The 24030-nt window shown below is 68.4% G+C and carries 24 protein-coding genes; 10 read left to right on the top strand and 14 right to left on the bottom strand.

Annotation, left to right across the window (positions count from 1 at the left end; genetic code table 11):
* Positions 1-357: 357 nt before the first annotated feature.
* A complete protein-coding gene (locus tag IEY14_RS23285; RefSeq protein WP_188912836.1) occupies positions 358-1761 on the top strand; it encodes a protoporphyrinogen/coproporphyrinogen oxidase in 1404 nt (467 codons plus the stop codon).
* A 12-nt stretch (positions 1762-1773) separates the two neighbouring features.
* On the opposite strand, the gene maiA is transcribed toward IEY14_RS23285, so the two are convergent.
* Positions 1774-2448 (bottom strand): maleylacetoacetate isomerase, encoded by a 675-nt coding sequence (gene maiA / locus IEY14_RS23290; protein WP_188912837.1) that lies wholly within the window; start codon positions 2446-2448, stop codon positions 1774-1776.
* 194 nt (positions 2449-2642) lie between these two features.
* Here maiA and rpsO point away from each other — a divergent pair, with 194 nt between their 5' ends.
* On the top strand, positions 2643-2912 hold the full coding sequence (gene rpsO, locus IEY14_RS23295; protein ID WP_188912838.1) for a 30S ribosomal protein S15: 270 nt from the start codon (positions 2643-2645) through the stop codon (positions 2910-2912).
* Between the two features lie 317 nt (positions 2913-3229).
* The gene (pnp, locus tag IEY14_RS23300) at positions 3230-5371 is read left to right on the top strand and encodes a polyribonucleotide nucleotidyltransferase (protein ID WP_188912839.1); all 2142 of its coding nucleotides are present in this window, start codon (positions 3230-3232) and stop codon (positions 5369-5371) included.
* A gap of 207 nt (positions 5372-5578) precedes the next feature.
* Here the strand turns inward: pnp and IEY14_RS23305 are convergent, their stop codons facing one another.
* A complete protein-coding gene (locus IEY14_RS23305) occupies positions 5579-7426 on the bottom strand; it encodes a flavin-containing monooxygenase (RefSeq protein WP_188912841.1) in 1848 nt (615 codons plus the stop codon).
* A gap of 368 nt (positions 7427-7794) precedes the next feature.
* Here IEY14_RS23305 and IEY14_RS23310 point away from each other — a divergent pair, with 368 nt between their 5' ends.
* Together IEY14_RS23310 and IEY14_RS23315 are read left to right on the top strand one after the other, a co-directional pair.
* Entirely contained in the window at positions 7795-8280 is a 486-nt protein-coding gene (locus IEY14_RS23310) for an SH3 domain-containing protein (RefSeq protein WP_373289046.1), read from the top strand.
* 98 nt (positions 8281-8378) lie between these two features.
* Complete coding sequence (locus tag IEY14_RS23315) at positions 8379-8912, top strand: AAA family ATPase (RefSeq protein WP_188912845.1); 534 nt, start codon at positions 8379-8381, stop codon at positions 8910-8912.
* Between the two features lie 56 nt (positions 8913-8968).
* Here the strand turns inward: IEY14_RS23315 and irrA are convergent, their stop codons facing one another.
* Together irrA and IEY14_RS23325 are read right to left on the bottom strand one after the other, a co-directional pair.
* Complete coding sequence (irrA, locus tag IEY14_RS23320; RefSeq protein ID WP_188912937.1) at positions 8969-9415, bottom strand: iron response transcriptional regulator IrrA; 447 nt, start codon at positions 9413-9415, stop codon at positions 8969-8971.
* Positions 9416-9542: 127 nt separating this feature from the next.
* Positions 9543-9989 (bottom strand): hypothetical protein, encoded by a 447-nt coding sequence (locus IEY14_RS23325; protein WP_188912847.1) that lies wholly within the window; start codon positions 9987-9989, stop codon positions 9543-9545.
* A 130-nt stretch (positions 9990-10119) separates the two neighbouring features.
* Between IEY14_RS23325 and fabA the strand changes: the two genes are divergently transcribed.
* Genes fabA through fabI form a run of 3 tightly spaced genes read left to right on the top strand, consistent with a single transcriptional unit; the run spans position 10120 to position 12831 of the window.
* A complete protein-coding gene (gene fabA / locus IEY14_RS23330; RefSeq protein WP_188912849.1) occupies positions 10120-10647 on the top strand; it encodes a 3-hydroxyacyl-[acyl-carrier-protein] dehydratase FabA in 528 nt (175 codons plus the stop codon).
* Positions 10648-10695: 48 nt separating this feature from the next.
* Complete coding sequence (gene fabB, locus IEY14_RS23335; RefSeq protein WP_188912851.1) at positions 10696-11919, top strand: beta-ketoacyl-ACP synthase I; 1224 nt, start codon at positions 10696-10698, stop codon at positions 11917-11919.
* A gap of 60 nt (positions 11920-11979) precedes the next feature.
* On the top strand, positions 11980-12831 hold the full coding sequence (fabI, locus tag IEY14_RS23340; protein WP_188912854.1) for an enoyl-ACP reductase FabI: 852 nt from the start codon (positions 11980-11982) through the stop codon (positions 12829-12831).
* On the opposite strand, the gene IEY14_RS23345 is transcribed toward fabI, so the two are convergent.
* The 10 genes from IEY14_RS23345 to mutM all read right to left on the bottom strand — a co-directional run bounded on the left by IEY14_RS23345 (position 12824) and on the right by mutM (position 21522).
* Positions 12824-13318, bottom strand: coding sequence for a DUF2937 family protein (locus tag IEY14_RS23345; protein WP_188912856.1), 495 nt, complete (start codon positions 13316-13318; stop codon positions 12824-12826). The two genes, fabI and IEY14_RS23345, sit on opposite strands and share 8 nt — an antisense overlap.
* A gap of 3 nt (positions 13319-13321) precedes the next feature.
* Complete coding sequence (locus tag IEY14_RS23350; protein ID WP_188912858.1) at positions 13322-14008, bottom strand: alpha/beta fold hydrolase; 687 nt, start codon at positions 14006-14008, stop codon at positions 13322-13324.
* A gap of 4 nt (positions 14009-14012) precedes the next feature.
* A complete protein-coding gene (locus IEY14_RS23355; protein ID WP_188912860.1) occupies positions 14013-14309 on the bottom strand; it encodes a putative quinol monooxygenase in 297 nt (98 codons plus the stop codon).
* Between the two features lie 12 nt (positions 14310-14321).
* On the bottom strand, positions 14322-15062 hold the full coding sequence (moeB, locus tag IEY14_RS23360) for a molybdopterin-synthase adenylyltransferase MoeB (RefSeq protein WP_188912861.1): 741 nt from the start codon (positions 15060-15062) through the stop codon (positions 14322-14324).
* Positions 15059-16240, bottom strand: a complete 1182-nt coding sequence (gene recF, locus IEY14_RS23365; RefSeq protein ID WP_188912939.1) for a DNA replication/repair protein RecF — start codon at positions 16238-16240, stop codon at positions 15059-15061. Before recF ends, moeB begins: the two co-directional genes overlap by 4 nt.
* Positions 16241-16265: 25 nt before the next feature.
* The gene (gene dnaN, locus IEY14_RS23370) at positions 16266-17384 is read right to left on the bottom strand and encodes a DNA polymerase III subunit beta (protein ID WP_188912863.1); all 1119 of its coding nucleotides are present in this window, start codon (positions 17382-17384) and stop codon (positions 16266-16268) included.
* 130 nt (positions 17385-17514) lie between these two features.
* The gene (gene dnaA, locus IEY14_RS23375) at positions 17515-18981 is read right to left on the bottom strand and encodes a chromosomal replication initiator protein DnaA (RefSeq protein WP_244639648.1); all 1467 of its coding nucleotides are present in this window, start codon (positions 18979-18981) and stop codon (positions 17515-17517) included.
* A 92-nt stretch (positions 18982-19073) separates the two neighbouring features.
* Positions 19074-19508, bottom strand: coding sequence for a rhodanese-like domain-containing protein (locus IEY14_RS23380; protein ID WP_188912865.1), 435 nt, complete (start codon positions 19506-19508; stop codon positions 19074-19076).
* Between the two features lie 643 nt (positions 19509-20151).
* On the bottom strand, positions 20152-20424 hold the full coding sequence (gene rpsT / locus IEY14_RS23385; RefSeq protein ID WP_188912866.1) for a 30S ribosomal protein S20: 273 nt from the start codon (positions 20422-20424) through the stop codon (positions 20152-20154).
* Positions 20425-20601: 177 nt separating this feature from the next.
* Positions 20602-21522, bottom strand: coding sequence for a bifunctional DNA-formamidopyrimidine glycosylase/DNA-(apurinic or apyrimidinic site) lyase (gene mutM / locus IEY14_RS23390; protein ID WP_188912867.1), 921 nt, complete (start codon positions 21520-21522; stop codon positions 20602-20604).
* Between the two features lie 120 nt (positions 21523-21642).
* Between mutM and ubiE the strand changes: the two genes are divergently transcribed.
* On the top strand, positions 21643-22422 hold the full coding sequence (gene ubiE / locus IEY14_RS23395) for a bifunctional demethylmenaquinone methyltransferase/2-methoxy-6-polyprenyl-1,4-benzoquinol methylase UbiE (protein ID WP_188912868.1): 780 nt from the start codon (positions 21643-21645) through the stop codon (positions 22420-22422).
* A 3-nt stretch (positions 22423-22425) separates the two neighbouring features.
* Entirely contained in the window at positions 22426-24012 is a 1587-nt protein-coding gene (gene ubiB / locus IEY14_RS23400) for a 2-polyprenylphenol 6-hydroxylase (protein WP_188912869.1), read from the top strand.
* The last annotated feature ends 18 nt before the right edge of the window (positions 24013-24030 follow it).

The raw sequence follows: 24030 nt of genomic DNA on the forward strand, positions 1-24030 counted from the left end.
ATGCGAAGCATTTGACGAAAAGCTTATCGCGTAACCTTAAGAACTTGTAAAAGTAACGGATTCTCAACGCTGTCTTGTTTCGCCGCGCCCCCTCGCCATAACTGACGGTGAAGGAGGCTGCGCTTCGGCTCTTGGCGCCGGCCTTCTTCCGAAGGCGGGCCACGGCGACGAAGCCGCTCCTTTCGAGGTCCTTCGACGGCAAGAGCTCCAAGAAGACGACCGGCATCCGCAAGGTGACCGCTCGGCGACGTGCGCTTCCCTCGCCCCGGCCCTGGCCGAGGCGCGGCGAGGCGCGCGGGGGAAACGTTCGTTCTGCACCCGGCGCGCGGGAGGCGGCCGGTGGGAGGGAGATGCGTCATGGAGCCGATCGCGATCATCGGAGCGGGGCTGGCCGGCCTGACGGCGGCGGCCGAATTGCGACGCCAGGGCCTGCCCGTCGTGGTCTTCGAGGCCGGCAAGGCGATCGGCGGCCTCGCCGCCTCCTTCAAGGATGCCGAGGGCTTCTCGTATGACTACGGCGCGCATTTCGTCAGCAACCGGCTGGCGGCGGCGCTCGGCGCCACCGGGACCTGCCGCACGGTGCGCCATTACGGCGAGGCGGTGCTGCTCGACGGCCGGGCCCGCAACTATCCCCTCGGCCTGATGGTCGATCCCGGCTTCGCGCTCAGCGCCCTCGACGCCAAGCTGCGGCGGCAGAAGACCGTGCGCTCGGCCGAGGACTGGTTCCGCGCCACCTATGGCGCGGCGCTGGCCGAGGAGGTCGCCATTCCTCTGGCGGAGGCCTGGTCGGGCGCGCTGGCGAGCGATCTCGCTTCGTCCGTCGGGCAGAAATTCGGCGCCGGCATCCTGAAGTCGATCTATCTCAACGTCGCGGCGCGGGTGACGCGCCGCGCGGTCTGCAACGGCTATTCGCACGAGAGGCCGGAAGGCGCCGGCCTCTACCATGTCTATCCCGAAGGCGGGCTCGCCACGCTTCTGGAGCCGACGGTCGCCGCCTTGCGCGGCGCCATCCGCCTGGAATCGCCGGTCGAGCGCATCGTCACGCGCAACGAGCGGGTGGTCGCGGTCCGGGTGCGCGGCGCGGAGATCCCGGTCTCGGCGGCGATCAGCACCGCGCCGGTGAATGTCCTGCCGAAGCTCGTCGAGGGCACGGACGCGCTGGCGGCTCTCAGCTCCTTCCGCTACCGGCCGATGGTCTTCGCCAATCTGCGCTTCGCCGGGCGCCATATCCTGCCGGACACGATGCTCTGGGTGCCCGACTACCGCCAGCGCTTCTTCCGCATCACCGAGGCGGCGATCTCGATGCCCTGGCTGGCGCCGGCCGGCAAGACGCTCCTGACCTACGATCTCGGCTGCGAGGTGGGCGACGAGACCTGGACCCTGCCCGAGGCCGAACTCGCCGAACTCTGCCTGGAAGGCAGCTGCCGCATCTTCGGCAACGACCTGCGGCGGCGCTATCTCGGCAGCGGCGGCGTGCTGCGCACGCCGGTCGCCTATCCCGTCTATCTGTCGCGCTACGAGCATGTCCGGAAGCGCTTCGCGGCCTCGACCGGCGTCCAGGGCCTCTACAGCATCGGCCGCCACGGCGAATTCGCCCATATCCTCATGGAGGACATCTACTGGCGCACCCTGCGGCGCATGGGCGATGTCGCGGCCTATGTCCGGGGCTGCGAGGAAGACCGTCTCGCCGATCTCGGCGGCATCGACCCGGCGGAGGATTTCGGCGGCTTCGCCGCGCTGCCCCCCGCCGCCATCGCCTGATCGGGGCTCGCGTCAGGCCGCGCGCTCCGGCGCGCCCGTCTGCAGGAAGGGATCGGCCGCCGCGAAGGCCGGCATCGCCTCGCATTCGGCGAGAATGCGCTCGACGGTCGGAATCCCCGCCACGTTGATGTCGAAGACCTTCATCACCGCCGTGATGCTGGCAAGGCAGATATCGGCGATCGTCACCTGATCGCCATGGCAGAAGCGGCCGGTCTCGCGATCCGCCGCGAGGCGCGCCTCGAAGGCTTGGAGGCCGGTGGTGAACCAATGGCGCTGCCAGCTCTTCCAGGCGTCCGGGGTGAAGCCGCCCTCGGCGGCGAGATATTTCCTCACGCGCGGCGTGATCAGCGGATGCGTGTCGGCGGCGAGCATCTGGGCGAGCGAGCGCACACGGGCGCGGCCGAGCGCGTCGGCGGGCAGCAGCGCCGGCTCGGGATGGGTCTCCTCCAGATAGTCGAGGATCGCCAGCGACTGGGTGAGCACCGCACCGCCGTCCTTGACGACGAAGGCGGGCAGGCCGCCCATCGGATTGATCTTCAGGAATTCGGGCGAGCGGTTCTCGCCCTTGTCGACGTCGACGAAGCGCTCCTCGGCGCCAAGGCCCTTCAGGGCCAGCGCGACGCGCACCCGATAGGTGGCGGAGGTGCGCCAATAGGCGTAGAGTTCGTATGCGGCCGCATCGCTCATGCTGCGTTTCTCCTGGCGGTCCCTGCGGCGAAAGTGCCGCTTCCGCCCGCCTCTGGCGCTTTTGCGCAAGGTCGATTATATGCGGCCCAGCATCGCGAGTTCGACTGCGAACGCGATGCCTTTCGCACGGCCCTCGCTGGACGACATCCCGGCCTTGGGCGACCCGAACCCTCAATTCCAAGAAAGGGATTCCGATGTCGATCACTGCTGAGCGCAAGGCCGCTCTCATCAAGGAATACGCCACCAAGGACGGCGACTCCGGCTCGCCGGAAGTGCAGGTCGCGCTGCTTTCGGAGCGCATCACCAACCTGACCGAGCACTTCAAGGGCCACAAGAAGGACAACCATTCGCGTCGCGGCCTCCTGAAGATGGTTTCGACGCGCCGTCGCCTGCTCGACTATCTGAAGAGCCGCGACGAGCAGCGCTACAACGACCTGATCGGTCGCCTCGGCCTGCGCCGCTAAGAACGAACTCGCGATCGGCGGGCCATGGGCGCCCGCCGATCGTCTTTCGGAGCCGGAAGGCTCCGTCCACGACGACGGGCCCCGCGGCGCTCCCGCGCCGGAGGCCCCCTGAACCCCGAACCGGAACGGTCATGGGGCAGGATTGCCGGAGGCTTCCCGGCAGGACATTCCGGGTTCCGTCCCGGAGCGAATGCATGGGAGCGCCGCTCCCCCGAAGCCTCCCGCTGTCTTGCCCATGGGCGCTTCCCAACGAAAGCGACCGGCGGTCGCCCCGTGCCGCGCCAGCGCGGCGGGCTCCGCCCTTGGAAGGCAAACCGATGTTCAAGACCCACAAGGTGGAAATCGACTGGGGCGGCCGCCGCCTCACGCTGGAAACCGGCAAGATCGCCCGTCAGGCCGACGGCGCGGTGCTCGCGACCTATGGCGAGAGCGCCGTTCTCGCGACCGTCGTCTCCGAGAAGAAGCCGAAGCCGGGCTTCGATTTCTTCCCGCTCACCGTCAACTACCAGGAAAAGGCCTTCGCGGCCGGCAAGATCCCCGGCGGCTACTTCAAGCGCGAGGGCCGTCCGTCCGAGAAGGAGACGCTGGTCTCCCGCCTGATCGACCGTCCGATCCGCCCGCTCTTCGCCGAGGGCTACAAGAACGACACCCAGGTCGTCGTCACCGTCCTCCAGCATGATCTGGAGAACGATCCGGACGTGCTCGCGATGGTCGCGGCCTCCGCCGCGCTGACGCTGTCGGGCGTGCCCTTCATGGGCCCGATCGGCGCGGCGCGCGTCGGCTATATCGGCGGCGAGTACAAGCTGAACCCGCATGTCGACGAGATGCCGGAATCGAAGCTCGACCTCGTCGTCGCCGGCACGCAGGACGCCGTCCTGATGGTGGAGTCCGAGGCGCAGGAACTGGCCGAGGACGTGATGCTCGGCGCCGTGATGTTCGGCCATCGCAGCTTCCAGCCGGTGATCGACGCGATCATCAAGCTCGCCGAGCACGCGGCCAAGGAGCCGCGCGACTTCCAGCCCGCCGATCATTCGGCGCTGGAAGCCGCCATGCTCCAGCTCGTCGAGGGCGAGCTGCGCGAGGCCTACAAGAACACCGACAAGCAGGCCCGCTACGCCGCCGTCGACGCGGTGAAGGCGAAGGTCACCGCCCATTTCCTGCCCGAGGGCGCCGAGAACCCGGCCCATACGAAGGAAGAGGTCGGCACGGTCTTCAAGGAACTCCAGGCCAAGATCGTGCGCTGGAACATCCTCGACACCGGCAGCCGCATCGACGGCCGTGACCTCTCGACGGTCCGCCCGATCGTCGCCGAGGTCGGCATCCTGCCGCGCACCCACGGCTCGGCGCTCTTCACCCGCGGCGAGACGCAGGCGCTGGTCGTCGCGACCCTCGGCACCGGCGAGGACGAGCAGTTCGTCGACAGCCTGACCGGGACCTACAAGGAGACCTTCCTCCTTCACTACAACTTCCCGCCCTATTCGGTCGGCGAGACCGGCCGCATGGGTTCGCCCGGCCGCCGCGAGATCGGCCATGGCAAGCTCGCCTGGCGCGCCATCCACCCGATGCTGCCGGCCAAGGAAGCCTTCCCCTACACGCTGCGCGCCGTGTCCGAGATCACGGAATCGAACGGCTCCTCCTCGATGGCGACCGTCTGCGGCACCTCGCTGGCGCTGATGGATGCCGGCGTGCCGCTGGCGCGCCCGGTGGCGGGCATCGCCATGGGCCTCATTAAGGAGAACGAGCGCTTCGCCGTCCTGTCCGACATCCTCGGCGACGAGGATCACCTCGGCGACATGGACTTCAAGGTGGCGGGCACCGAGTCCGGCATCACCTCGCTTCAGATGGACATCAAGATCCAGGGCATCACCGAGGAGATCATGAAGATCGCCCTCGACCAGGCCAAGGGCGGGCGCATCCACATTCTCGGCGAGATGTCGAACGCTCTGTCGGAGTCGCGCGGCCAGCTCGGCGAGTTCGCGCCGCGCATCGAGGTCATGACCATCCCGACCGAGAAGATCCGCGACGTGATCGGTTCGGGCGGCAAGGTGATCCGCGAGATCGTCGAGAAGACCGGCGCCAAGATCAACATCGAGGACGACGGCACGATCAAGATCGCTTCCGCCTCCGGCAAGGAGATCGAGGCGGCCAAGAAGTGGATCCACTCCATCGTGGCCGAGCCGGAAGTCGGCGCCGTCTACGAGGGCACCGTGGTGAAGACCGTCGAATTCGGCGCCTTCGTCAACTTCTTCGGCTCGCGCGATGGCCTCGTCCATATCTCGCAGCTCGGCGCCGGCCGCGTCGCCAAGACGACCGACGTCGTCACGGAAGGCCAGAAGGTCTGGGTGAAGCTCATGGGCTTCGACGAGCGCGGCAAGGTCCGCCTCTCCATGCGCGCCGTCGATCAGACGACGGGCGAGGAGGTCAAGGAAACCAAGAAGAGCGAGGAGGACGCCGCCTGATCGCGGCTTCCCTCTCTTGAACGACGAAAGGCCCGGCGGTGCGAACCGCCGGGCCTTTTCATTCGGGGATTGGCCGGGATGCCAAGCACTTCCCGGCGGCGAAGAGGGGAGAGACCCGGCGTTCCTGCCGCCGCGCTCCGACCTCCCTCATCCGCCTGCCGCCTCCTTCTCCCGACTCGGGAGAAGGAGGCGGCGTCGAGGCTTCGCCTAAGACTTGTGATGGACGTCCTGCAAGCCGTAGACCGGCGTCGGGATGCCTTCCTTGCGCGCCTTCAGCTGCAAGGCGAGATAGAGCGAATAATGGCGCGACTGGTGCAGGTTGCCGCCATGGAACCAGAGCGCCTCCTGCTGGGTCGGCTTCCACATGTTGCGCTGCTCGCCTTCCCAGGGGCCGGGGTCCTTCGGCGTGTCGGAGCCGAGACCCCAGACCTTGCCCACCTTGTCGGCGACGTCCTGGCTGATGAGATCCGCCGCCCAGCCGTTCATCGAGCCGTAGCCCGTCGCATAGACGATGAGGTCGGCCGGCAGTTCCGTGCCGTCGTCGAGCGTGACGCCACTCTCGGTGATCTCCCGCACCTGGCCCGCCTTCAGCTTGATCTTGCCGTCGATGATCAGCTGCGAGGCGCCGACATCGATGTAGTAGCCCGAGCCGCGCCGCAGATATTTCATGAAGAGGCCGGAGCCGTCCGTGCCCCAGTCCAGCCGGAAGCCGGCCTTTTCGAGGGCCTCGTAGAACCCGGCATCCTTCTCCTTGATCGTCGCGTAGATCGGGATCTGGAACTCGTGCATGATCCGATAGGGCAGGGAGGCGAAGATAAGATCCGCCTTCGCCGTGGTCACGCCCTTCGCCAGCGCCTGTTCCGAATAGAGCGCGCCGAGGCCGTGCTCCATCAGGGAATCGGACTTCACGATATGGGTGGAGGAGCGCTGCACCATGGTGACGTCCGCTCCGCTCTCGTAAAGCGCGGCGCAGATGTCATGGGCGGAATTGTTCGAGCCGATGACCACCACGCGCTTGCCGCGATAGGCGTCCGGCCCCGGATGCTGCGAGGAATGGTGCTGCTCGCCCTTGAAGCGTTCCATGCCCGGAAAGTTCGGCACATTGGCCTTGCCGGACATGCCCGTCGCCAGCACGAGCTGCTTCGGCCGCAGCGTGATCTCCTCGCCGTTCCGCTCGACGACGACCGTCCATTCCTTGGCGGCCTCGTCATAGGCGGCGTGCCTGGCGGTGGTGGAGCCCCAATAGTTCAGCTCCATCACCTTGGCATACATTTCGAGCCAGTCGCCGATCTTGTCCTTCGGCGCGAAGACCGGCCAGTTCTTCGGAAAATCGAGATAGGGCAGGTGATCGTACCAGACCGGATCGTGCAGGCAGAGCGACTTGTAGCGCTTGCGCCACTGGTCGCCCGGCCGCTCGTGCCGGTCGATGACGATGGTCGGCACGTCGAGCTGGCGCAGGCGCGCCGCCAGCGCGATGCCGCCCTGGCCGCCGCCGATGATCAGCACTTCGGGCTGGCGCTCGAAGCCGAGCTCCTTCGCCTCGGCCTCGCGCTTCTCCGCCCAGCTCCGCCGCGTCGAGGACGAGCCGTGCTCGGCGCCCATCGGCCGGCGCTCGTTCATCGGCTCCTCGAACCCCTTCAACTCGTAGAGCGTCGTGAGGAAGGTCCAGGCCTTGCCATCCTTCAGGCGCAGGAGTCCCCGGCCCCGGCCGAAATCCGTCTCGAAGGTGAACCAGGCGGTGACGACGCCGCCGTCCTCCGTCGGCTCCTCCTCCAGCCGGAAGCCGGAGGCCGCGACATGCGGCAATTGCGCCTCCAGAAGGTCGCGCACGCCCTCCGGCCCTTCGACGGTGCGGATGTTCCAGGTGAAGGCGACGAGGTCGCGCCAGAAGCTCGTCGCGGCGAACAGCGCCGCGGCCGCCGCCGCGTCCTTGGCGGCGAGCGCCGCCTCGAAGGCGCCGAGCCAATGTTCGGCGGCAAGGCGCGCGGGCGCCGGAGACGGGGATGCAGCAGGCTTCGCCTCGGCGCCGGCCGGGCGGTCCAGGGTCTCGCTCATGATGGTCTCTCTCCCAGGGATGCCGGCTTCTTGTGTCCGGTCGATGCGCGAGACTGCGCCCGCCGGCCCAGTGACGCAAGGGGATGCGGCTGGGAGGAAACGCCGCGTTAACCCTGTTCTGCGATCCTCGGCGCGCCGGCAGGAGGATGGAAAGGAAGCGGCCTTTCCGCCCGGACGGCATGTCTGAACCCTCGCTCTGGTGGCTGCTCCCCGCGGCTCAAGGCGATGTTCGTTGGAGATTGAGAGCCGTCATGTCCGCCCCGCGCCCCGCCCTTCGCGGCCTTCTCGCCCTCGTCCTCATCGCCAGTTCCATGGCCGTGCTGCCGCCGCGCCTCGCCGGCGCCGCGACCTCCGCCGCGTCCGAGGACATGACGCCCGCGCCGGAAGAGGAGACGGGGGAGAGCGAGGACCCGACGGGCTCGCATTCCAAGCTGCCGCTGCCGCGCTTCGTCTCGCTGAAGTCGCCGCGCGTCAATCTGCGCGTCGGCCCCGGCAAGGACTATGCGGTGACCTGGCTCTACATGAAGCCCGGCCTGCCGGTGGAGATCGTCCAGGAATTCGAGCTCTGGCGCCGCATCCGCGATTCGGAGGGCACGGAGGGCTGGGTCTACCACTCGCTCCTCAGCGGCACGCGCACCGGCATCGCGGCGCCCTGGCTGAAGGGCAAGACGACGACGATCGAGATGCATCGCAGCGCCGCCGAGGATTCCAACATCGTCGCGCGGATGGAGCCGGGCGTCGTCTCTAAGGTCAAGGAATGCGCCTTCTCCTGGTGCCAGGTCGAGATTTCCGGCCGCAAGGGCTATGTCCGCCAGAACGATCTCTGGGGCGTCTATCCCGACGAGAAGTTCTAAGGGCCGTCCGAAATTTCATCACGCCGATCCGGCGCGTCGCCGCCCTTGCCTGACGCGTCGCCTTCCGCTCTCTTCGCATTCTGCCAGAGCAGGGGGCAATGAACCGCTTCGTCATGATCTCCGGCTGTTCCGGCGGCGGCAAGTCGACGCTGTTGGCGGAACTCGCCGGGCGGGGCTTCGCCGTGGTGGAGGAGCCCGGTCGCCGCGTCGTCGCCGAGGAACGGGCGCGGAGCGGCACGGCGCTGCCCTGGATCGACATGGCGGCCTTCGCCCGCCGGGCGCTCGATCTCGCGCGCGGCGACTACGAGGCGGCGCGGCACCGCGAGGGAACGGTCTTCTTCGATCGGGGACTGGTCGATGCGGCGGTCGCCCTCGGCCACGCGACGGGCGAGGCCTGGCCCGCATGGCTGCGCGACAGGTGCCGCTATCACCGGCGCGTCTTCCTGACGCCGCCCTGGCCGGAGATCTATGCGGGCGATGCCGAGCGGCGCCACGATCTGCCCGCCGCGATCGCCGAATACGAGCGGCTGCTCGCGGCCTATCCGGCCCTCGCTTACGAGATCACAATCCTGCCGAAGACGAGCGTCGCGGCGCGCGCCGAGACGATCCTTGCCGCGCTCGATGCGGCTTGAGGCGCTATAGGTTCAAAGGGCCGGCAGCCGACCCTTAAGCATTTCGTCGAGAGCGCTTAGTTCGCCGCCTTGCCGGCGCCCGCCTTGCGGCGCAGGCGCACGACGATGTCGACATTCACGATCTCCATCCCCTCCGGCACGTCGGGGAGCTGGTCGAGGCGCAGGCCGCCATTCGGAATGTCGATCATCCGATTCTCTTCCTCCAGGAAGAAATGGTGGTGATCGGAGGTGTTGGTGTCGAAATAGGTGCGCTGGCCCTCGCCGGTCAGCGGCCGGATGATGCCGGAATCGGTGAACTGGTGCAGCGTGTTGTAGACGGTGGCGAGCGACACGGATTCGCCGGCGCGATGCGCCTCCTCGTAGAGCTCCTCGGCCGAGAGATGGCGGTCGCCCTTCGAGAAGATGAGATTGCAGAGCGCGACGCGCTGGCGCGTCGGGCGCAGGCCGGCGGCACGCAGCCGCTCGAACACGCAGAACCCCTGCTTGCGCCCCCGACCGTCCATTGCCACCGCCATCGCTTCTCTCTGCTTTCGTCCGACCCTTCTTGTACCGGAAAGGGCCGTCCGCAGGCAAGATATGGCTGTCGGCGCGGGACGGACCAAGAGGCCGGGCGGCGGGAGCGCGATTTTCCTATCGGCAGGCGGCGAGAAGGCTCGCCAGCGCCTTGCCGGACCCCTTCAGCGGCAGCGCGAAGCGTCCCGCCGGCATCGCGATCTCCGCTTTGCGCCCCTTGCCCAAAGCGCCGGCGAGGGCTTCGAGTTCGGCCCGCGTGAGCGGGCGGCGCAGCACCGGGCCGCCGTCCACGGTGCCTGAGCGCATTCTCTGGAGAAAGGCCGTGCCGTCGATGTCGAGAACGGCGCGCTGTTCGGCATCGCCGGCGAGCCGGGCGCCGAAGGTCGAGACGGTCAGCACCGCCGCGCCGCCGGAACAGGCGAACCAGAGGCCCGACCAGCCGCTCTCCGCCAGAAAGCCCGCGCTGCCGCCGTTTGCCGCCGGGCGAAAGGTCCAGCTGTCCGCCCGCGCCGGGGCCGGCGACAGGAGGAGCGCCAAAGCGAGGAGGCCCGCTGAAATCTTCATGACGGCGCTTTTGCCGCCCATTTGCCCTTGCCGCAAGCGCACACGAATTCTAACGGACGTTCACCTTATGAAAGTTGCGTGCTACAGGCACGCCCGAGACCGGCTCCGGCCGGGCGGGATCCGGACGACGATGGCACTCGAAAAGACCAGTTTCGACTACGACGACCTCATTGCCTGCGGCCATGGCCGGCTGTTCGGGCCGGGCAACGCGCAATTGCCGCTGCCGCCGATGCTGATGTTCGACCGCATTACCGAGGTGACGACCGATGGCGGCAAGTTCGGCAAGGGCTCGATCCGCGCCGAATTCGACGTGAAGCCGGATCTTTGGTTCTTCGGCTGTCATTTCGAGGGCGACCCGGTCATGCCGGGCTGCCTCGGCCTCGACGCGCTCTGGCAGATGACCGGATTCTATCTCGGCTGGCTCGGCGAGCCGGGCCGCGGCCGGGCGCTCGGCGTCGGCGAGGTGAAGTTCACCGGCCAGGTGACGCCGAAGGTGAAGCTGGTCGAATATGGCGTGGAGTTCAGGCGCGTCATGCGCTCGCGCCTCAAGCTCGGCATCGCCGAGGGCTGGATGAAAGCGGACGGCGAGATCATCTACACGGCGAGCGATCTGCGCGTCGGTCTCTTCGTCGATCAGGACGAGGCGAGCGGCGGCTGACCGGCGCCGGCCTGAACAAGGCCGCCCCGCATTCGGAGAACGGAACTGATGAAGCGTGTCGTCGTGACCGGAATGGGCATCGTGTCGTCGATCGGCAACGATGCCTCGGAGGTGCTGGCCTCGCTGCGCGAAGCGAAATCGGGCATCACCTTCTCGGAGGACTTCGCCGAGCACGGCTTCAAGTGCCGTGTCTGGGGCAAGCCGACGCTGGACCCGACCGAGCAGGTCGACCGGCGCGCCATGCGCTTCCTGTCGCAGGGCGGCGCCTGGAACCATGTCGCCATGAAGCAGGCGATCGCCGATTCCGGCCTCGAGGAGAAGGACATCTCCGGCAACGAGCGCACCGGCATCATCATGGGCTCGGGCGGTCCCTCCACCCGGACCCTGGTCGAGGCGGCGGACATCACCCGCAAGAACAACAGCCCGAAGCGCATCGGCCCCTTCGCCGTGCCGAAGGCGATGTCCTCCACGGCCTCGGCGACGCTCGCGACCTGGTTCAAGATCCACGGCGTCAACTATTCGATCTCCTCGGCCTGCTCGACCTCGGCCCATTGCATCGGCAATGCGGCGGAGATGATCCAGTGGGGCAAGCAGGACGTGATGTTCGCCGGCGGCCACGAGGATATCGACTGGACCATGTCGAACCTCTTCGATGCGATGGGCGCCATGTCCTCCGACTTCAACGAGACGCCCTCGGTCGCCTCGCGCGCCTATGACAAGGACCGCGACGGCTTCGTCATCGCCGGCGGCGCCGGCGTCCTCGTGCTGGAAGAGCTGGAGCGCGCCAAGGCGCGGGGCGCGAAGATCTATGCCGAGGTCGTCGGCTATGGCGCGACCTCGGACGGCTACGACATGGTGGCGCCCTCCGGCGAGGGCGCGGCGCGCTGCATGCGCCAGGCGCTGGCCGGGGTCGAGGGGCAGGTCGACTACATCAACACCCATGGCACCTCGACGCCGGTCGGCGATTCGAAGGAGATCGGCGCGATCCGCGAGGTCTTCGGCGACCGCATGCCGCATATCCAGTCGACCAAGTCGCTGACCGGCCATTCGCTCGGCGCGGCCGGCGTGCAGGAATCGATCTACTCGCTCCTGATGATGCAGGCCGGCTTCATCGGCGAGAGCGCCCATATCCACGAGCTCGATCCCGAATTCGAAGGCGTGCCGATCGTGTGCAAGCGCATCGACGACGCCCGGATCGACCTCGCGCTGTCGAATTCCTTCGGCTTCGGCGGCACCAATGCCACCCTGGTCTTCCGGCGTCATGTCGGCTGACCGCGCCGCGCGCCGCCGCGCGATGCGCCCGAGAACCAAGAAGAATGCTGAGGGGTTGAGATGGCCGGTCTGATGCAGGGCAAACGCGGCCTCGTCATGGGCGTCGCGAATCACAACTCGATCGCCTGGGGCGCCGCCAAGGCGCTCCACGCCCATGGCGCCGAACTGGCGCTGACCTATCAGGGCGAGGCCTTCGGCAAGCGCGTCCGCCCGCTCGCGAACGAGATCGGCGCCAAGCTCCTCATCGATTGCGACGTGGAGGACATCGCCTCCGTCGACGCCGCCTTCGCCAGGATCCGCGAGGAATGGGGCGGTCTCGACTTCCTCGTCCACGCGCTCGCCTTCTCGGACAAGAACGAGCTGAAGGGGCTCTATGCCGATACCTCGCGCGAGAACTTCTCGCGCACCATGCTGATCTCCTGCTTCTCCTTCACCGAGATCACCCGCCGCGCGGCCGAACTGATGACCACCGGCGGCTCGGTGCTGACGCTGACCTATGGCGGCTCGACGCGCGTCATGCCGAACTACAACGTGATGGGCGTCGCCAAGGCGGCGCTGGAGGCCTCGGTGCGCTATCTCGCGGCCGATTACGGGCCGCGCAACATCCGCGTCAACGCCGTCTCGGCCGGGCCGGTGCGCACGCTGGCGGGCGCCGGCGTCTCCGACGCGCGGCTGATGTTCAACTACCAGCGCAAGAACGCGCCGCTGCGCCGCAACGTCACGATCGACGAGGTTGGCGGCGCGGTGCTCTATCTCCTCTCCGATCTCGCCAATGGCGTGACCGGCGAGATCCATTACGTCGATTCCGGCTACAACATCATGTCGATGCCGGCATTGGACGAGTTGAAGGTGCAGGAGCGCCGGGCGGTGATCGTCGACGGACCCGACGCGGTCGCCGACGCGGTCAAGTAGGCCGCCGCCTTCGCGCCATGCGCCAGGCGCCGGACGAGCCGGCGCCGGCGCCCCAGCCGCCGAGAAAGCCGAGAAAGGTCAGCGCGACGCCGTCCGGCGTCGCCGGCAGGGCCGGGCGGAAATCGCCCGAGGCGCGGCTCGCGATACCGGGATCGAGATCGGCCAGCGCCGCGAAGGGTCGCAGCAGCGGCGCTGTCGCGAGAAGCGCGCGATAGCGCCGCTCGGTCGCCTCGAACCGGGCGATCGTGGCTTCCGCATCCGTTCCCTGGCGCGCCACGAAACGGTCCGGCGAGGCCTTCAGCCGGCCGAGCGCCTCGGCGCGCGGCAGGTCGAGCGCCCGCGCGCCCTCGTCGAACCGTTCGACCACCGCGCGAAGCTCGTCCGCCGCGCCGCCGAGCCGTTGCAGATATTGCTGCGTCCATTCCGCCGCCTGGCTGAGGACGAGGACGCCGAGCGTGGCGCCGAGGACCCGCGCGCGCAGCGACACGGATCAGGGCCCGAATCGGGCGCGGATCGCCGCCGCCACGGCATCGGGGGCTTCGAGGCTCGGCAGATGGCCGCAATGCGGGAGAAGCACGAATTCGGCGTCCGGGATCGCCTGTGCCATGTCGGCGCCGGTCGCGGGTGGCGAGAATTCGTCGCTGTCACCCCAGACGAGAAGCGTCGGGCAGCGGAGGCGGCCGAGATCGCTCCGCCGGTCGGGCCGGGTCGCCAATGCCTCGGTCTGCGCCGATAGCAGAGCAGGGGCGGCGCGGCGCGCCATGTCGCGGAAGGTTCCGGCGGCGCTCCGGCCGCGTCCTTCCGGCTCGAAGACGATGGCCTTTGCCATCGCCTCCAGCATGTCCGCCTGACGGCCGCCTTCGATCGCGGCGCGGCGCGCCGCCAGCGGGGCGGGGTCGGCGGGCGCCGCCGCGCCCGCGCCCATGACGAGAAGGCCCGCGACGCGGTCCGGCGCGGCCAGTGCCGTCTCGCGCGCCACATGGCCGCCGAAGGAAGTGCCGCCGACGACGAAGGCGCCGCCGCCCGCCGCCGCCAGCACCTGCCCGACGCATTCGGCGAGGGACGGCCGGTCCGCCACCACGATTCGCGCCTCGAAATCCCCGCCCAGCCGCTCCAGGAGCGGCGCGTAGAGCGCCGCGTCGCAGGCGAAGGCCGGAACGAGGACGAGGCGCGTCATGGGGTCAGAGGCCCTCGATCTTCTCGGGATAGATGACCGCGATATGTTCGGAGACGATGTAGGGCTTGCCGGCTTCGTGCCAGGTCTTCACATGGGCCGAGCGCACATGGCGGTCGAGCAGCTCGCGGCTTTCCCATTCCTCGACGAAGGTGACGTTGGTCTCGTCCATCACGTCGACCATCATGTCGTAGCGGATGCAGCCCTCTTCCTTGCGCGTCGCCTCGATGCAGGGAATCGCCGCCTTCGCGACGTCGTCCTTCGTGCCGGGCTTGATCCGGATCGTGGCGATGAGATGCAGCATGGTCTCGTCCCTCTAGGCTTGGCGCCGACGCCGATAGGTGATCGTCTGGAAGCGCATGTCCAGCGCATCCACCATCAGAAGCCGGCCGACAAGTGGCTTTCCGATGCCCGTGACCAGCTTGATCGCCTCCGTCGCGGCGAGCGTGCCGAGAATGCCGGTGACGACGCCGAGAATCCCGGCCTCGGCGCAGGACGGCACCAGGCCCGGCGGCGGCGGTTCCGGAAAGAGGTCGCGATAGGAGGGATTGTCGTCGCGAAAGGGGAGGAGGGTGGTCAGCGAGCCGGCGAAGCGGTTGACGGCGGCCGAGACGAGCGGCCGCGCCGCCGCCGCGCAGAGATCGGCGAGAAGGAAGCGCGTCGCGAAATTGTCCGAGCCGTCGAGCACCATGTCGTAATCGGCGAGGAGCGGCGCGGCATTCTCCGCCGCCAGCCGCAGGCGATGCGGCACGAGGGCGACATGCGGATTGAGCCGCGCGACGGCGTCCCCGGCGCTGTCGACCTTCGGGCGGCCGAGATCCGCCGTGCCGTGCAGCACCTGCCGCTGGAGATTGGACAGCGACACGGTGTCGTCGTCGGCGACGCCGATCGTGCCGATCCCGGCCGCCGCCAGATAGAGAATCGCCGGCGAGCCGATGCCGCCCGCCCCGACGACGAGCACGCGGGCCCGTTTCAGCGCCTGCTGCCCGGCGCCGCCGATCTCCGGCAGCACGATATGGCGGGCATAGCGCTCGATCTCGTCTCTCTCGAGTGTCATGTCTCGACCCGTCCGTTCGCGACCGTCACATGCTGGGCGCGGGCGCCGAGCGCTTCGAACAAAGCGGCGTCGGTGCCCGTCATGAAGGATTGGACGTCGAGCGCCTCGACGATGTCGAACAGCGCCGCGCGCCGGCCGGGATCGAGATGGGCGGCGATCTCGTCGAGAAGCAGGATCGGCGCGATGCCGCCGACGGCGCGCACCAGCCTTGCATGGGCAAGGACGAGGCCGATGAGGAGCGCCTTCTGCTCGCCGGTGGAGGAAAGGGCGGCGGGCATCGCCTTGGCGCGGTGAAAGACGGCGAGATCGGCCCGGTGCGGGCCTTCGAGCGTCCGGCCCGCCTGCCGGTCGAGGCCCCGCCCGCGCCGCAGCGCCTCGCGCGCCTCGTCCTCCAGGTCGCTCGCCGCCCGGCCCTCGAAGGGAAAGCCGTAGCCGCCATCGAGCGTCAAATCCGCCTTCGGAAAGACCGAATCGTCCGAGGTCTCGGCGATCATGGCGGCAAGGAGGCCGGCGAGCTCGGCCCGGGCGAGCGCCATGGCGATGCCGAGCTCGGCGAGCTGCGTTTCGAGGCCGGCGAGCCAGACCTCGTCGCCGCGCCCCTCCGACAGGAGGCGGTTGCGCTGGCGCATGGCGCGTTCGTAATCGGCGGCGCGCCGCCCATGCGCGGGGTCGATCGCCAGCACCATGCGGTCGAGAAAGCGGCGCCGGTCGCTCGCGGGGCCGGTGAAGAGGCCGTCCATGGCCGGCGTCAGCCAGAGGACGCGCAGATGGTCCAGCAGCTCGTCGGCGCTTCTGGCCTGCGTCTCGTCGATGCGGACGGTGCGCTGCGGCCCCTCGCCATTGTCCGGACGCACCAGCGTCTGGAGCCGGACCGGGCCGAGCGCGCCCAGGGCCTCGGCGCGCACCGCGAAGCCGCCGCTGCCGCCGCCCCGCGTCATCTCGCCATAGCTGGCGCGGCGCAGGCCCCGGCCGGGCGTCAGCAGCGACACGGCCTCCATGAAATTCGTCTTGCCGGCGCCGTTGTCGCCGGTGAGGACGATGAAGCGCCCGGCAAGCGGCAGCCTCACTGCGGCATAGTTGCGGAAATCGACGAGGCTGAGGCTGGAAAGGCCGACGGCGCCCGATGCGCCGCCACTCGCGTCTTCGGCCGGCGGGGGAGGGGCGTCGTCGTCCGACAGGCTTGGCAAGACCGGAACGGGCGCCTCAGACCCGCATCGGCATCAGCACATAGAGCGTGCCGGCATCGCCCTGGTCGCGGATCAGGGTGGGGGAGCCCGGATCGGCGAGCATGAACACCGTTTCCTCGCCGGCCAGCTGGCCGGAAATGTCGAGGAGGTAGCGGGCGTTGAAGCCGATCTCCAGATCGTCCGCGTCGTAGCCGACGGGCAGTTCCTCGGTCGCCGTGCCGGAATCCGGCGAATTGACCGTCAGCGTCAGCTGGCCGTTCGACAGCGCCAGCTTCACCGCGCGGCCGCGCTCGGAGGAAATGGTCGAGACGCGGTCGACGGCGGCCGAGAAGCTCTGCCGGTCGAGCGTCAGCGCCTTGTCGTTGTTCTGCGGGATGACGCGCTGATAGTCGGGGAAGGTGCCGTCGATCAGCTTGGAGGTGAGAAGGATCTCGCCGATGGCGAAGCGGATCTTCGAATCGGAGAGTTCGACGGTGATGTCGCCCTCGGCGTCGCCGAGCAGCTTCTGCAATTCGCCTACCGTCTTTCTCGGCACGATGATGCCCGGCATGCCTTCCGAGCCGGCCGGCGCGGCGATCTCGGCGCGGGCGAGGCGGTGGCCGTCGGTGGCGACGGCGCGCAGCCGCAATTCGCCTTCCGATTCCAGCGCATGGAGGAAGATGCCGTTGAGGTAGTAGCGCGTCTCCTCCGTCGAGATCGCGAATTGCGTCTTCTCGATGAGGCGCAGGAGGTCGGCGCCCGGCATGGTGAAGCGATGCGAGAACTCGCCGGCCGTGATGTCCGGGAAGTCGGCCTCCGGCAGGCATTGCAGGCGGAAGTTCACCCGGCCCGCCGAGACGGTCATCTGCCCGCCGTCGCCGCCGGTCGACAGGCGCACTTCCGAACCCTCGGGCAGCTTGCGCACGATATCGTAGAGAAGATGCGCCGGCACGGTCGTGCCGCCCGGCTGCTCGGCCTCGGCCGGCACGGTCTCGGTGATCTCGAGATCGAGATCGGTCGCCTTCAGCCGCAGCACGCCCTCGTCGGTGCGCAGAAGCACGTTCGACAGGATCGGGATCGTGTTGCGCCGCTCCACCACGCGGTGGACATGGGCAAGGGTCTTCAGAAGGTTCGACCGCTCGATGAGGATACGCATGACTGGAATAACCCGAAGGGATGCGCCTGGAACGGGAAAAGCGTGTCCGGCAGGGCCTTCCCTTCTAGCGTAGACCGTTTTCGTTTGAAAGGAGAAGGGAGGCGGCCCGGATCGACCGCCTCCCCGGCGATCATTCCTCGATCATGCGGCGGATGAGGTCGAGCTCCTCGCCGAGCTTCTCGTCCGCCAGGCGCTCGGCCTCGATCTTGCGCACGGCATGCAGCACCGTCGTATGGTCGCGACCGCCGAAGCGCCGGCCGATCTCGGGTAGCGAGCGCGGGGTCATGGTCTTGGCGAGATACATCGCGATCTGGCGGGGCCGCACGATGGTGCGGGTGCGCCGGGCGGAGAGGATGTCCGTCTTCGACACGTTGTAATGGCGGGAGACGAATTTCAGGATGTCCTCGATCCGCACCCGCTTCTCGCCGCCGGTGCGGGTCAGCGAGTTGAGGAGATCGTCGAGATGGTCCGGCGAAAGCGGCTGGCCGACGGAATGGCGGAAGGCGATCTGGTTGAAGGCGCCCTCGACGTCGCGGCCGGAGCCGGTGACGCGGCGGGCGATCGTCTCCACCACGCGCTCCTCAATGCGGAAGCTCGGGTCCTCGCCGCGCATCGCGGTGATGCGCGCCTCCAGGATGCCCTTGCGCATGTCGAAGTCCGGCGAGGCCATCTCGATGCCGACGCCGCCGGCGAGGCGCGAGCGCACCCGCTGGTCGAGCGATTCCAGCTCGAAGGCCGGCCGGTCGGCGGCCACCACCACCTGACGCGCCGAATCGATCAGGGCGTTGAGGAGATGGCAGAATTCCTGCTGGATCGAGCGGCCCTGCAGGAACTGCATGTCGTCGATGATCAGGATGTCGATGCCGCGCAGGTTCTCCTTGAAGGTCAGGGCCTGGTTGTCGCGGATCGCCGAGGCGAAGCGCCACATGAAATATTCGGCGGTGAGATAGACGACGCGCGGCCGATCGGCCCGCGCCACGCAGGCATTGGCGATGGCCTGGAGAAGATGCGTCTTGCCGAGCCCGACGCTCGCATGGATGAAGAGCGGGTTGAAGCGCACCGATTGCGGCCCGTTCTCGGCCACCGCCTTGGCGGCGGCGAGCGCGACGCGATTGGCGGCGCCCTCCACGAAATTGGAGAAGAGGTAGCGCGGATCGAGCGGCGAGCCGAAATCCGGGCCGTTCGCCTCGCGGGCGGCGGCGGCCTGCGGCGGCGCGTCGCGCTCCGGCGCGGCACCGGCGGGGACCGGCGTGCGGGCGGCCGGAACGGGGCGCGGCTCGGCCGGCTCGGACACGGGGGTCGGCGCCGCGCCGCGCACCGCGCTGCGCACCGTCACCTCGACGCGCAGGGTGCCGGGCGCCTCCTCGGCGAAGATCGCGTCGAGAAGGTCGCTGTAATGCGAACGGATCCAGGTCTTCAGGAAGGCGGTCGGCACCGAAAGGCGCACCGTGCCCTTGCCGATCTCGTCGATCCGCATGCGCTGGAACCAGCTGGCGAAGGCATCCTGGCCGAGCTGCGCCTTAAGGCGGGCATTGACCCTTTCGTGGATCGCGGCCGTCGTGCGAGCGGGCTCCGCGCGGCCTTCCATGTCGTTCATTCCGGAATGCATCCCATGCGTGTCGATCGATCCAGCGCGCGGCGGCGCCGGACGGGTCTGGGGGGAAGCGGCATTCGCCGCGTCGGAGCGGATCAACGCTGCCTCCAGGGCAGGCCGGCGGCCTTCCAGCCGGCCACCGTGCCGCGATGGCCCTGGCCGTCGACCGGTCCCTCGAAGCCGTCGAGCACGTTGTAGCAATGCCGGAAGCCCTCGGCGGTCATCGCCGCCGCGCTCGCCATGGAGCGGGCGCCGGAGCGGCAGAGGAAATAGAGGCGCGACTCGTGCGTGCCGCCATTCTCGAGGACATGCTGGCCGAGCCGGGCGGCGAAGGACAGGTCCACCGCCATGGCCGGATAGGACTGCCATTCGATGAGCACCGGCGGGCGGGCATCCTGCGGCGCCGAGGGGACGCCGACATAGTTCCACTCGGCCGAGGTCCTGACATCGATCAGGAACGCGTCGGGATCGCTCGACAGCACGGACCAGCAATCGCCGGCCGTCACGTCGTCTTCGTAACTTCCACTCATGACAAATCCTCCGGCGCGGCCCCGCATGTGGGCGCGCTGCGAATGGATGGTAAACAAGGGCTTAAGGGAAAAGGCGCCGAGACTTAACGCTTACTCGTCATCTGCCTCGATCGGCGGCGGAAGAGCATGCGCGGTCTCCAACGGTCTGCAAGTTCTTGGAAAAGCCACGCTTCGCCCCCGCAATTCGACTTTCCCCACGTTTGTTGTGTGGAAAACGCTAAGCAAGCGAGAGCCGCCCCGCAACCACGGAAATGCCGGAATCGCGTCGCGAGCATCGAGGGTGTCGCAGACTCGTCATACGGGTGGCTGGGGGCGAAAAAGCCAACGATATGATTCAGTTAGTTGAATCGTCGCGGGGCTCGAACATGGCCGTGCAGCGAATTTATTTTTCAGCGCCTTCGGGCGCTGCCGCTTGACTCAACGCTTTGCGCGAAAGTGCTTAGCCGGCTTTCCTGGGAGATTCGCCGACCTCCCGCAATCCATTGGAATCGCTGTCGAAATTTTGAGGTGGCCTGCGGGTGCGGCGTCCTGAACCGCTTGACCGCATTGGGCGCCGGCCTATGCGCAGATCGCTGGAATTGTCCAGCCGGAATCAAAAAGGGCCCGGCGATGCCGAGCCCTTCTTAACGGTATGGAAACGAATTCAGGAAGCCGCGCCGATGGCCTTCACGCGGCCGGACAGGCGGGAGATCTTGCGGGAGGCGGTGTTCTTGTGAACGACGCCGCGCGACACGGCGCGCATCAGTTCCGGCTCCGCCGCCTTGAAGGCCGTGCGCGCCGCTTCCTGGTCGCCGGAGGCGATCGCCTCCTCGACCTTGCGCAGGAAGGTGCGAACGCGCGAACGACGGTTCTTGTTGATCTCGGTGCGCCGCGCGATCTTGCGCGTGGCCTTCTTGGCCGACGGCGTATTGGCCATTCGTTTCTCTCTCGTCACAGGATCGGGCGCCGAGAAGCCAGGAGGATCGGCGCAAGAATTAAGGCCGGCGCCCGAAGGCACCGCCGAATATCGGCGCCTTATAGGCAGGCCCGGCTCTTCCGTCAATCGCCGAATGACATGGCCGTGACGGTCGCGCCGGGTCGGGCCGCTTCGCCGTCAGGTCTGGCAGGCCGGGCAGAAGAAGCTGGAGCGGCCGGACTGGACGATGCGCTCCACCCGGCCGTGGCAGGCGGGGCGCGGGCAGGGCTCGCCCTCCCGGTCGTAGACGGCGAAACGGTGCTGGAAGAGGCCGAGCGTGCCGTCCGCCTGCCGGTAGTCGCGCAGCGACGAGCCGCCGGCCTCGATCGCGTCGGCGATCGTCTCGCGGATATGGCGCGCCAGATCCTCCAGCGCCTCGGTCGGCGCGCCGTCGGTCCCGACCAGAGTGCCCGCCGCGCGGCGCGGCGACAGGCCGGCGCGCCACAGCGCCTCGCAGACATAGATATTGCCGAGCCCCGCGACGAGCCGCTGGTCGAGCAGCGCCGCCTTGAGGGGCGCGGCCTTGGCGCGGAAGACGCGGGCGAGCGCCGCGCCGTCGAGCCGGTTGCCGGTCGGCTCGATGCCGAGCCCCCTGAAATGCGGATGGGCCTCCAGATCGACGGCCGGCAGAAGGGTCATGAAGCCGAAGCGGCGCGGATCGTTGAACACGATGTCGACCGCCCCCCAGCGCGGCGCGTCGAGATGGAAGACGACGTGGTCGTGCTTCTGCCGGTCCGAGCGCGGATGGGCGAAGACGCCGGGCACGAGCGAGCCGGCCGGCGTCTCGATGCGGAAGGAGCCGGACATGCCGAGATGCATGGCGAGGACCTCGTCGCCTTCCGCTTCCGCCGGCGTCGCCGCGCCCGGCAGATGGGCGAGGAGATATTTCGCCCGCCGCGCCAGCGCCTCGATCCGCCGGCCTTCGAGCCGCGCGGCGAAGTTCTCGGGAAAGGGAAAGCGCAGGTTCGGCCGGTTGAGCGCGACATGGCGGATCGTCGCACCTTCCATGAAGGGCTGGAGGCCGCGACGCACTGTCTCGACCTCGGGCAATTCGGGCATCGCTGTCGAAATCCTGGCTGGCGAGAAGGTTATCCTGCCTAGATGGCATGCCATTCGATCTTCAGGTAGTGGCTGGACGGCCGGGCGGGACCCGGCGGACGAAGAGAGCAAGGGGACGCGATGTCGGCGAGCCGAACCACCGGCGCGGAGGGGATGACGACGAGCTACGGCTTCTCGACCGTCTCGGGCGTCGAGGAGAAGCAGGCGCGGGTCAACGACGTCTTTCATCGCGTCGCCGAGCGCTACGACCTGATGAACGACCTGATGTCGGGCGGCCTGCACCGCGCCTGGAAATCGGCGATGGTCGGCTGGCTCGCGCCCTCGCGCCGGCCGGGCTGGCGCTTCGTCGACGTCGCGGGCGGCACCGGCGACATCGCCTTCCGCATCGTCGAGGCCTCCGGCGGACAGGCGAGCGGCACGGTGCTCGACATCAACGCCTCGATGCTGGCGGTGGGCGCCGAGCGCGCCGTCAAGCGCGGCCTCGCCGAGCGCCTCGCCTTCGTGGAGGGCAATGCCGAGGCTCTCGGCCTGCCGGACGACACGTTCGACGCCTATACGATCGCCTTCGGCATCCGCAACGTGCCGCGCATCGATCTGGCGCTCGCGGAGGCCTATCGCGTGCTGAAGCCGGGCGGGCGCTTTCTCTGCCTCGAATTTTCCGAGGTCGACCTGCCGGGGCTCGACAAGCTCTACGATCTCTGGTCGTTCAAGGCGATTCCGGCGATCGGCGGGGCGATCGCCAAGGATCGCGACTCCTATCAATATCTCGTGGAGTCGATCCGCCGCTTCCCGAACCAGGCCAATTTCGCGGCGATGATCCGCAAGGCCGGCTTCGAGCGCGTGCAGCACCGCAACCTGACGGGCGGCATCGCGGCCATCCATTCCGGCTGGAAGATCTGATCCTTGCCCAATCCGGTCCGCGGCACCATCGCCCTCGTCCGCGCCCTGTTCGTGCTGGCGCGGGAAGGCGTCATCTCCTCGCTTCCCGCCGAAGGGCTGGGGCCGGGGCCGATGCTGGCCTGGCGCCTCGCCGGGCTCCTGGCGAAGCCGTCCTCCGACGACGGCGTCAGCTCGGCCAATCTGTCGCGGGCGCTGAACCGGCTCGGCCCCTCCTATGTGAAGCTCGGCCAGTTCCTGGCGACGCGGCCGGACATCGTCGGCACGCGCATCGCCAACGCGCTGACCGGGTTGCAGGACCGGGTGCCGCCCTTTCCGAGGGCCGAGGCGATCGCCGAGATCGAGCTGACGCTCGGCCGGCGCATCCACGACCTCTTCCTCGAATTCGGCGAGATCGTCGGGGCGGCCTCCATCGCCCAGGTGCATCGCGCCAAGGTCCGGACGCCGGAAGGCGTGCGCGACGTTGCGGTGAAGGTCGTGCGGCCGGGCGTGCGCGTCCAGTTCCGCCGCGAGCTCGACACCTTCGCCTTCATGGCGCGGCAGATGGAGCGCTTCGTGCCGGCCTCGCGGCGGCTGCGGCCCGTCGCCGTGGTCGAGACGCTCGCCCAGTCGACGCGGATCGAGATGGATCTACGCCTCGAGGCGGCGGCCCTGTCCGAGATGGGCGAGAACATCGCCGAGGATAAGGGCTTCCGCGTGCCCTCCGTCGATTGGGAAAGGACGGGCCGCGACGTCCTCACCATGGAATGGATCGACGGCACGAAGATGAACAACATCCCGGCGCTCGCGGCGGAAGGCCACGACCTGCCGGCGCTCGGCGTCGCGGTGGTGCAGAGCTTCCTGCGCCATTCGATGCGCGACGGCTTCTTCCATGCCGACATGCATCCCGGCAATCTCTTCGTCGCGCCGGACGGCACGATCGTCGCCGTCGATCTCGGCATCGTCGGCCGGCTCAGCGCCGATTCGCGGCGCTTCCTGGCCGAGATCCTCTACGGCTTCATCCGGCGCGACTATCGGCGCGTCGCGGAAGTGCATTTCGAGGCGGGCTACGTGCCGCGCGGCCAGGACGTCCTGTCCTTCGCCCAGGCGCTGCGCGCCATCGGCGAGCCGATCCACGGCCAGCCGGCCGAGACCATCTCGATGGGCCATCTCCTCACCCTGCTCTTCGAGGTGACGGAGCTCTTCGACATGAAGACCCGGCCGGAACTCGTGCTCCTCCAGAAGACCATGGTGGTGGTGGAGGGCGTGGCGCGCTCGCTCGACCCGAAGTTCAACATGTGGGTCGCGGCCGAGCCCGTCGTCTCCTCCTATATTCTCGGCGAGCTCGGCCCGGCGGCGAAGCTGCGCGACGCGCGCGCCGGCTTCGAGGCGCTCCTCCGCCTCGCCCATCGCCTGCCCGACGCGGCGGTGGGCCTCGAGATCCTGGCCAAGGAACTGCCCGAACTCATCGAGAACGGCATCCGCATCAACGACGACACGCTGGTGGAACTCGTGAAGGACACCAAGCTCGGCATCATCTCCTCGCATATCGCCCAATGGCTGACGGCGCTGGCCCTCATCGTCATCGCGGGGGCGCTCCTCGCCGGCTACTGATTGCGCGGGGCGGTGCCC

The organism is Aureimonas endophytica (genome assembly GCF_014642635.1).
Lineage (GTDB): Bacteria > Pseudomonadota > Alphaproteobacteria > Rhizobiales > Rhizobiaceae > Plantimonas > Plantimonas endophytica.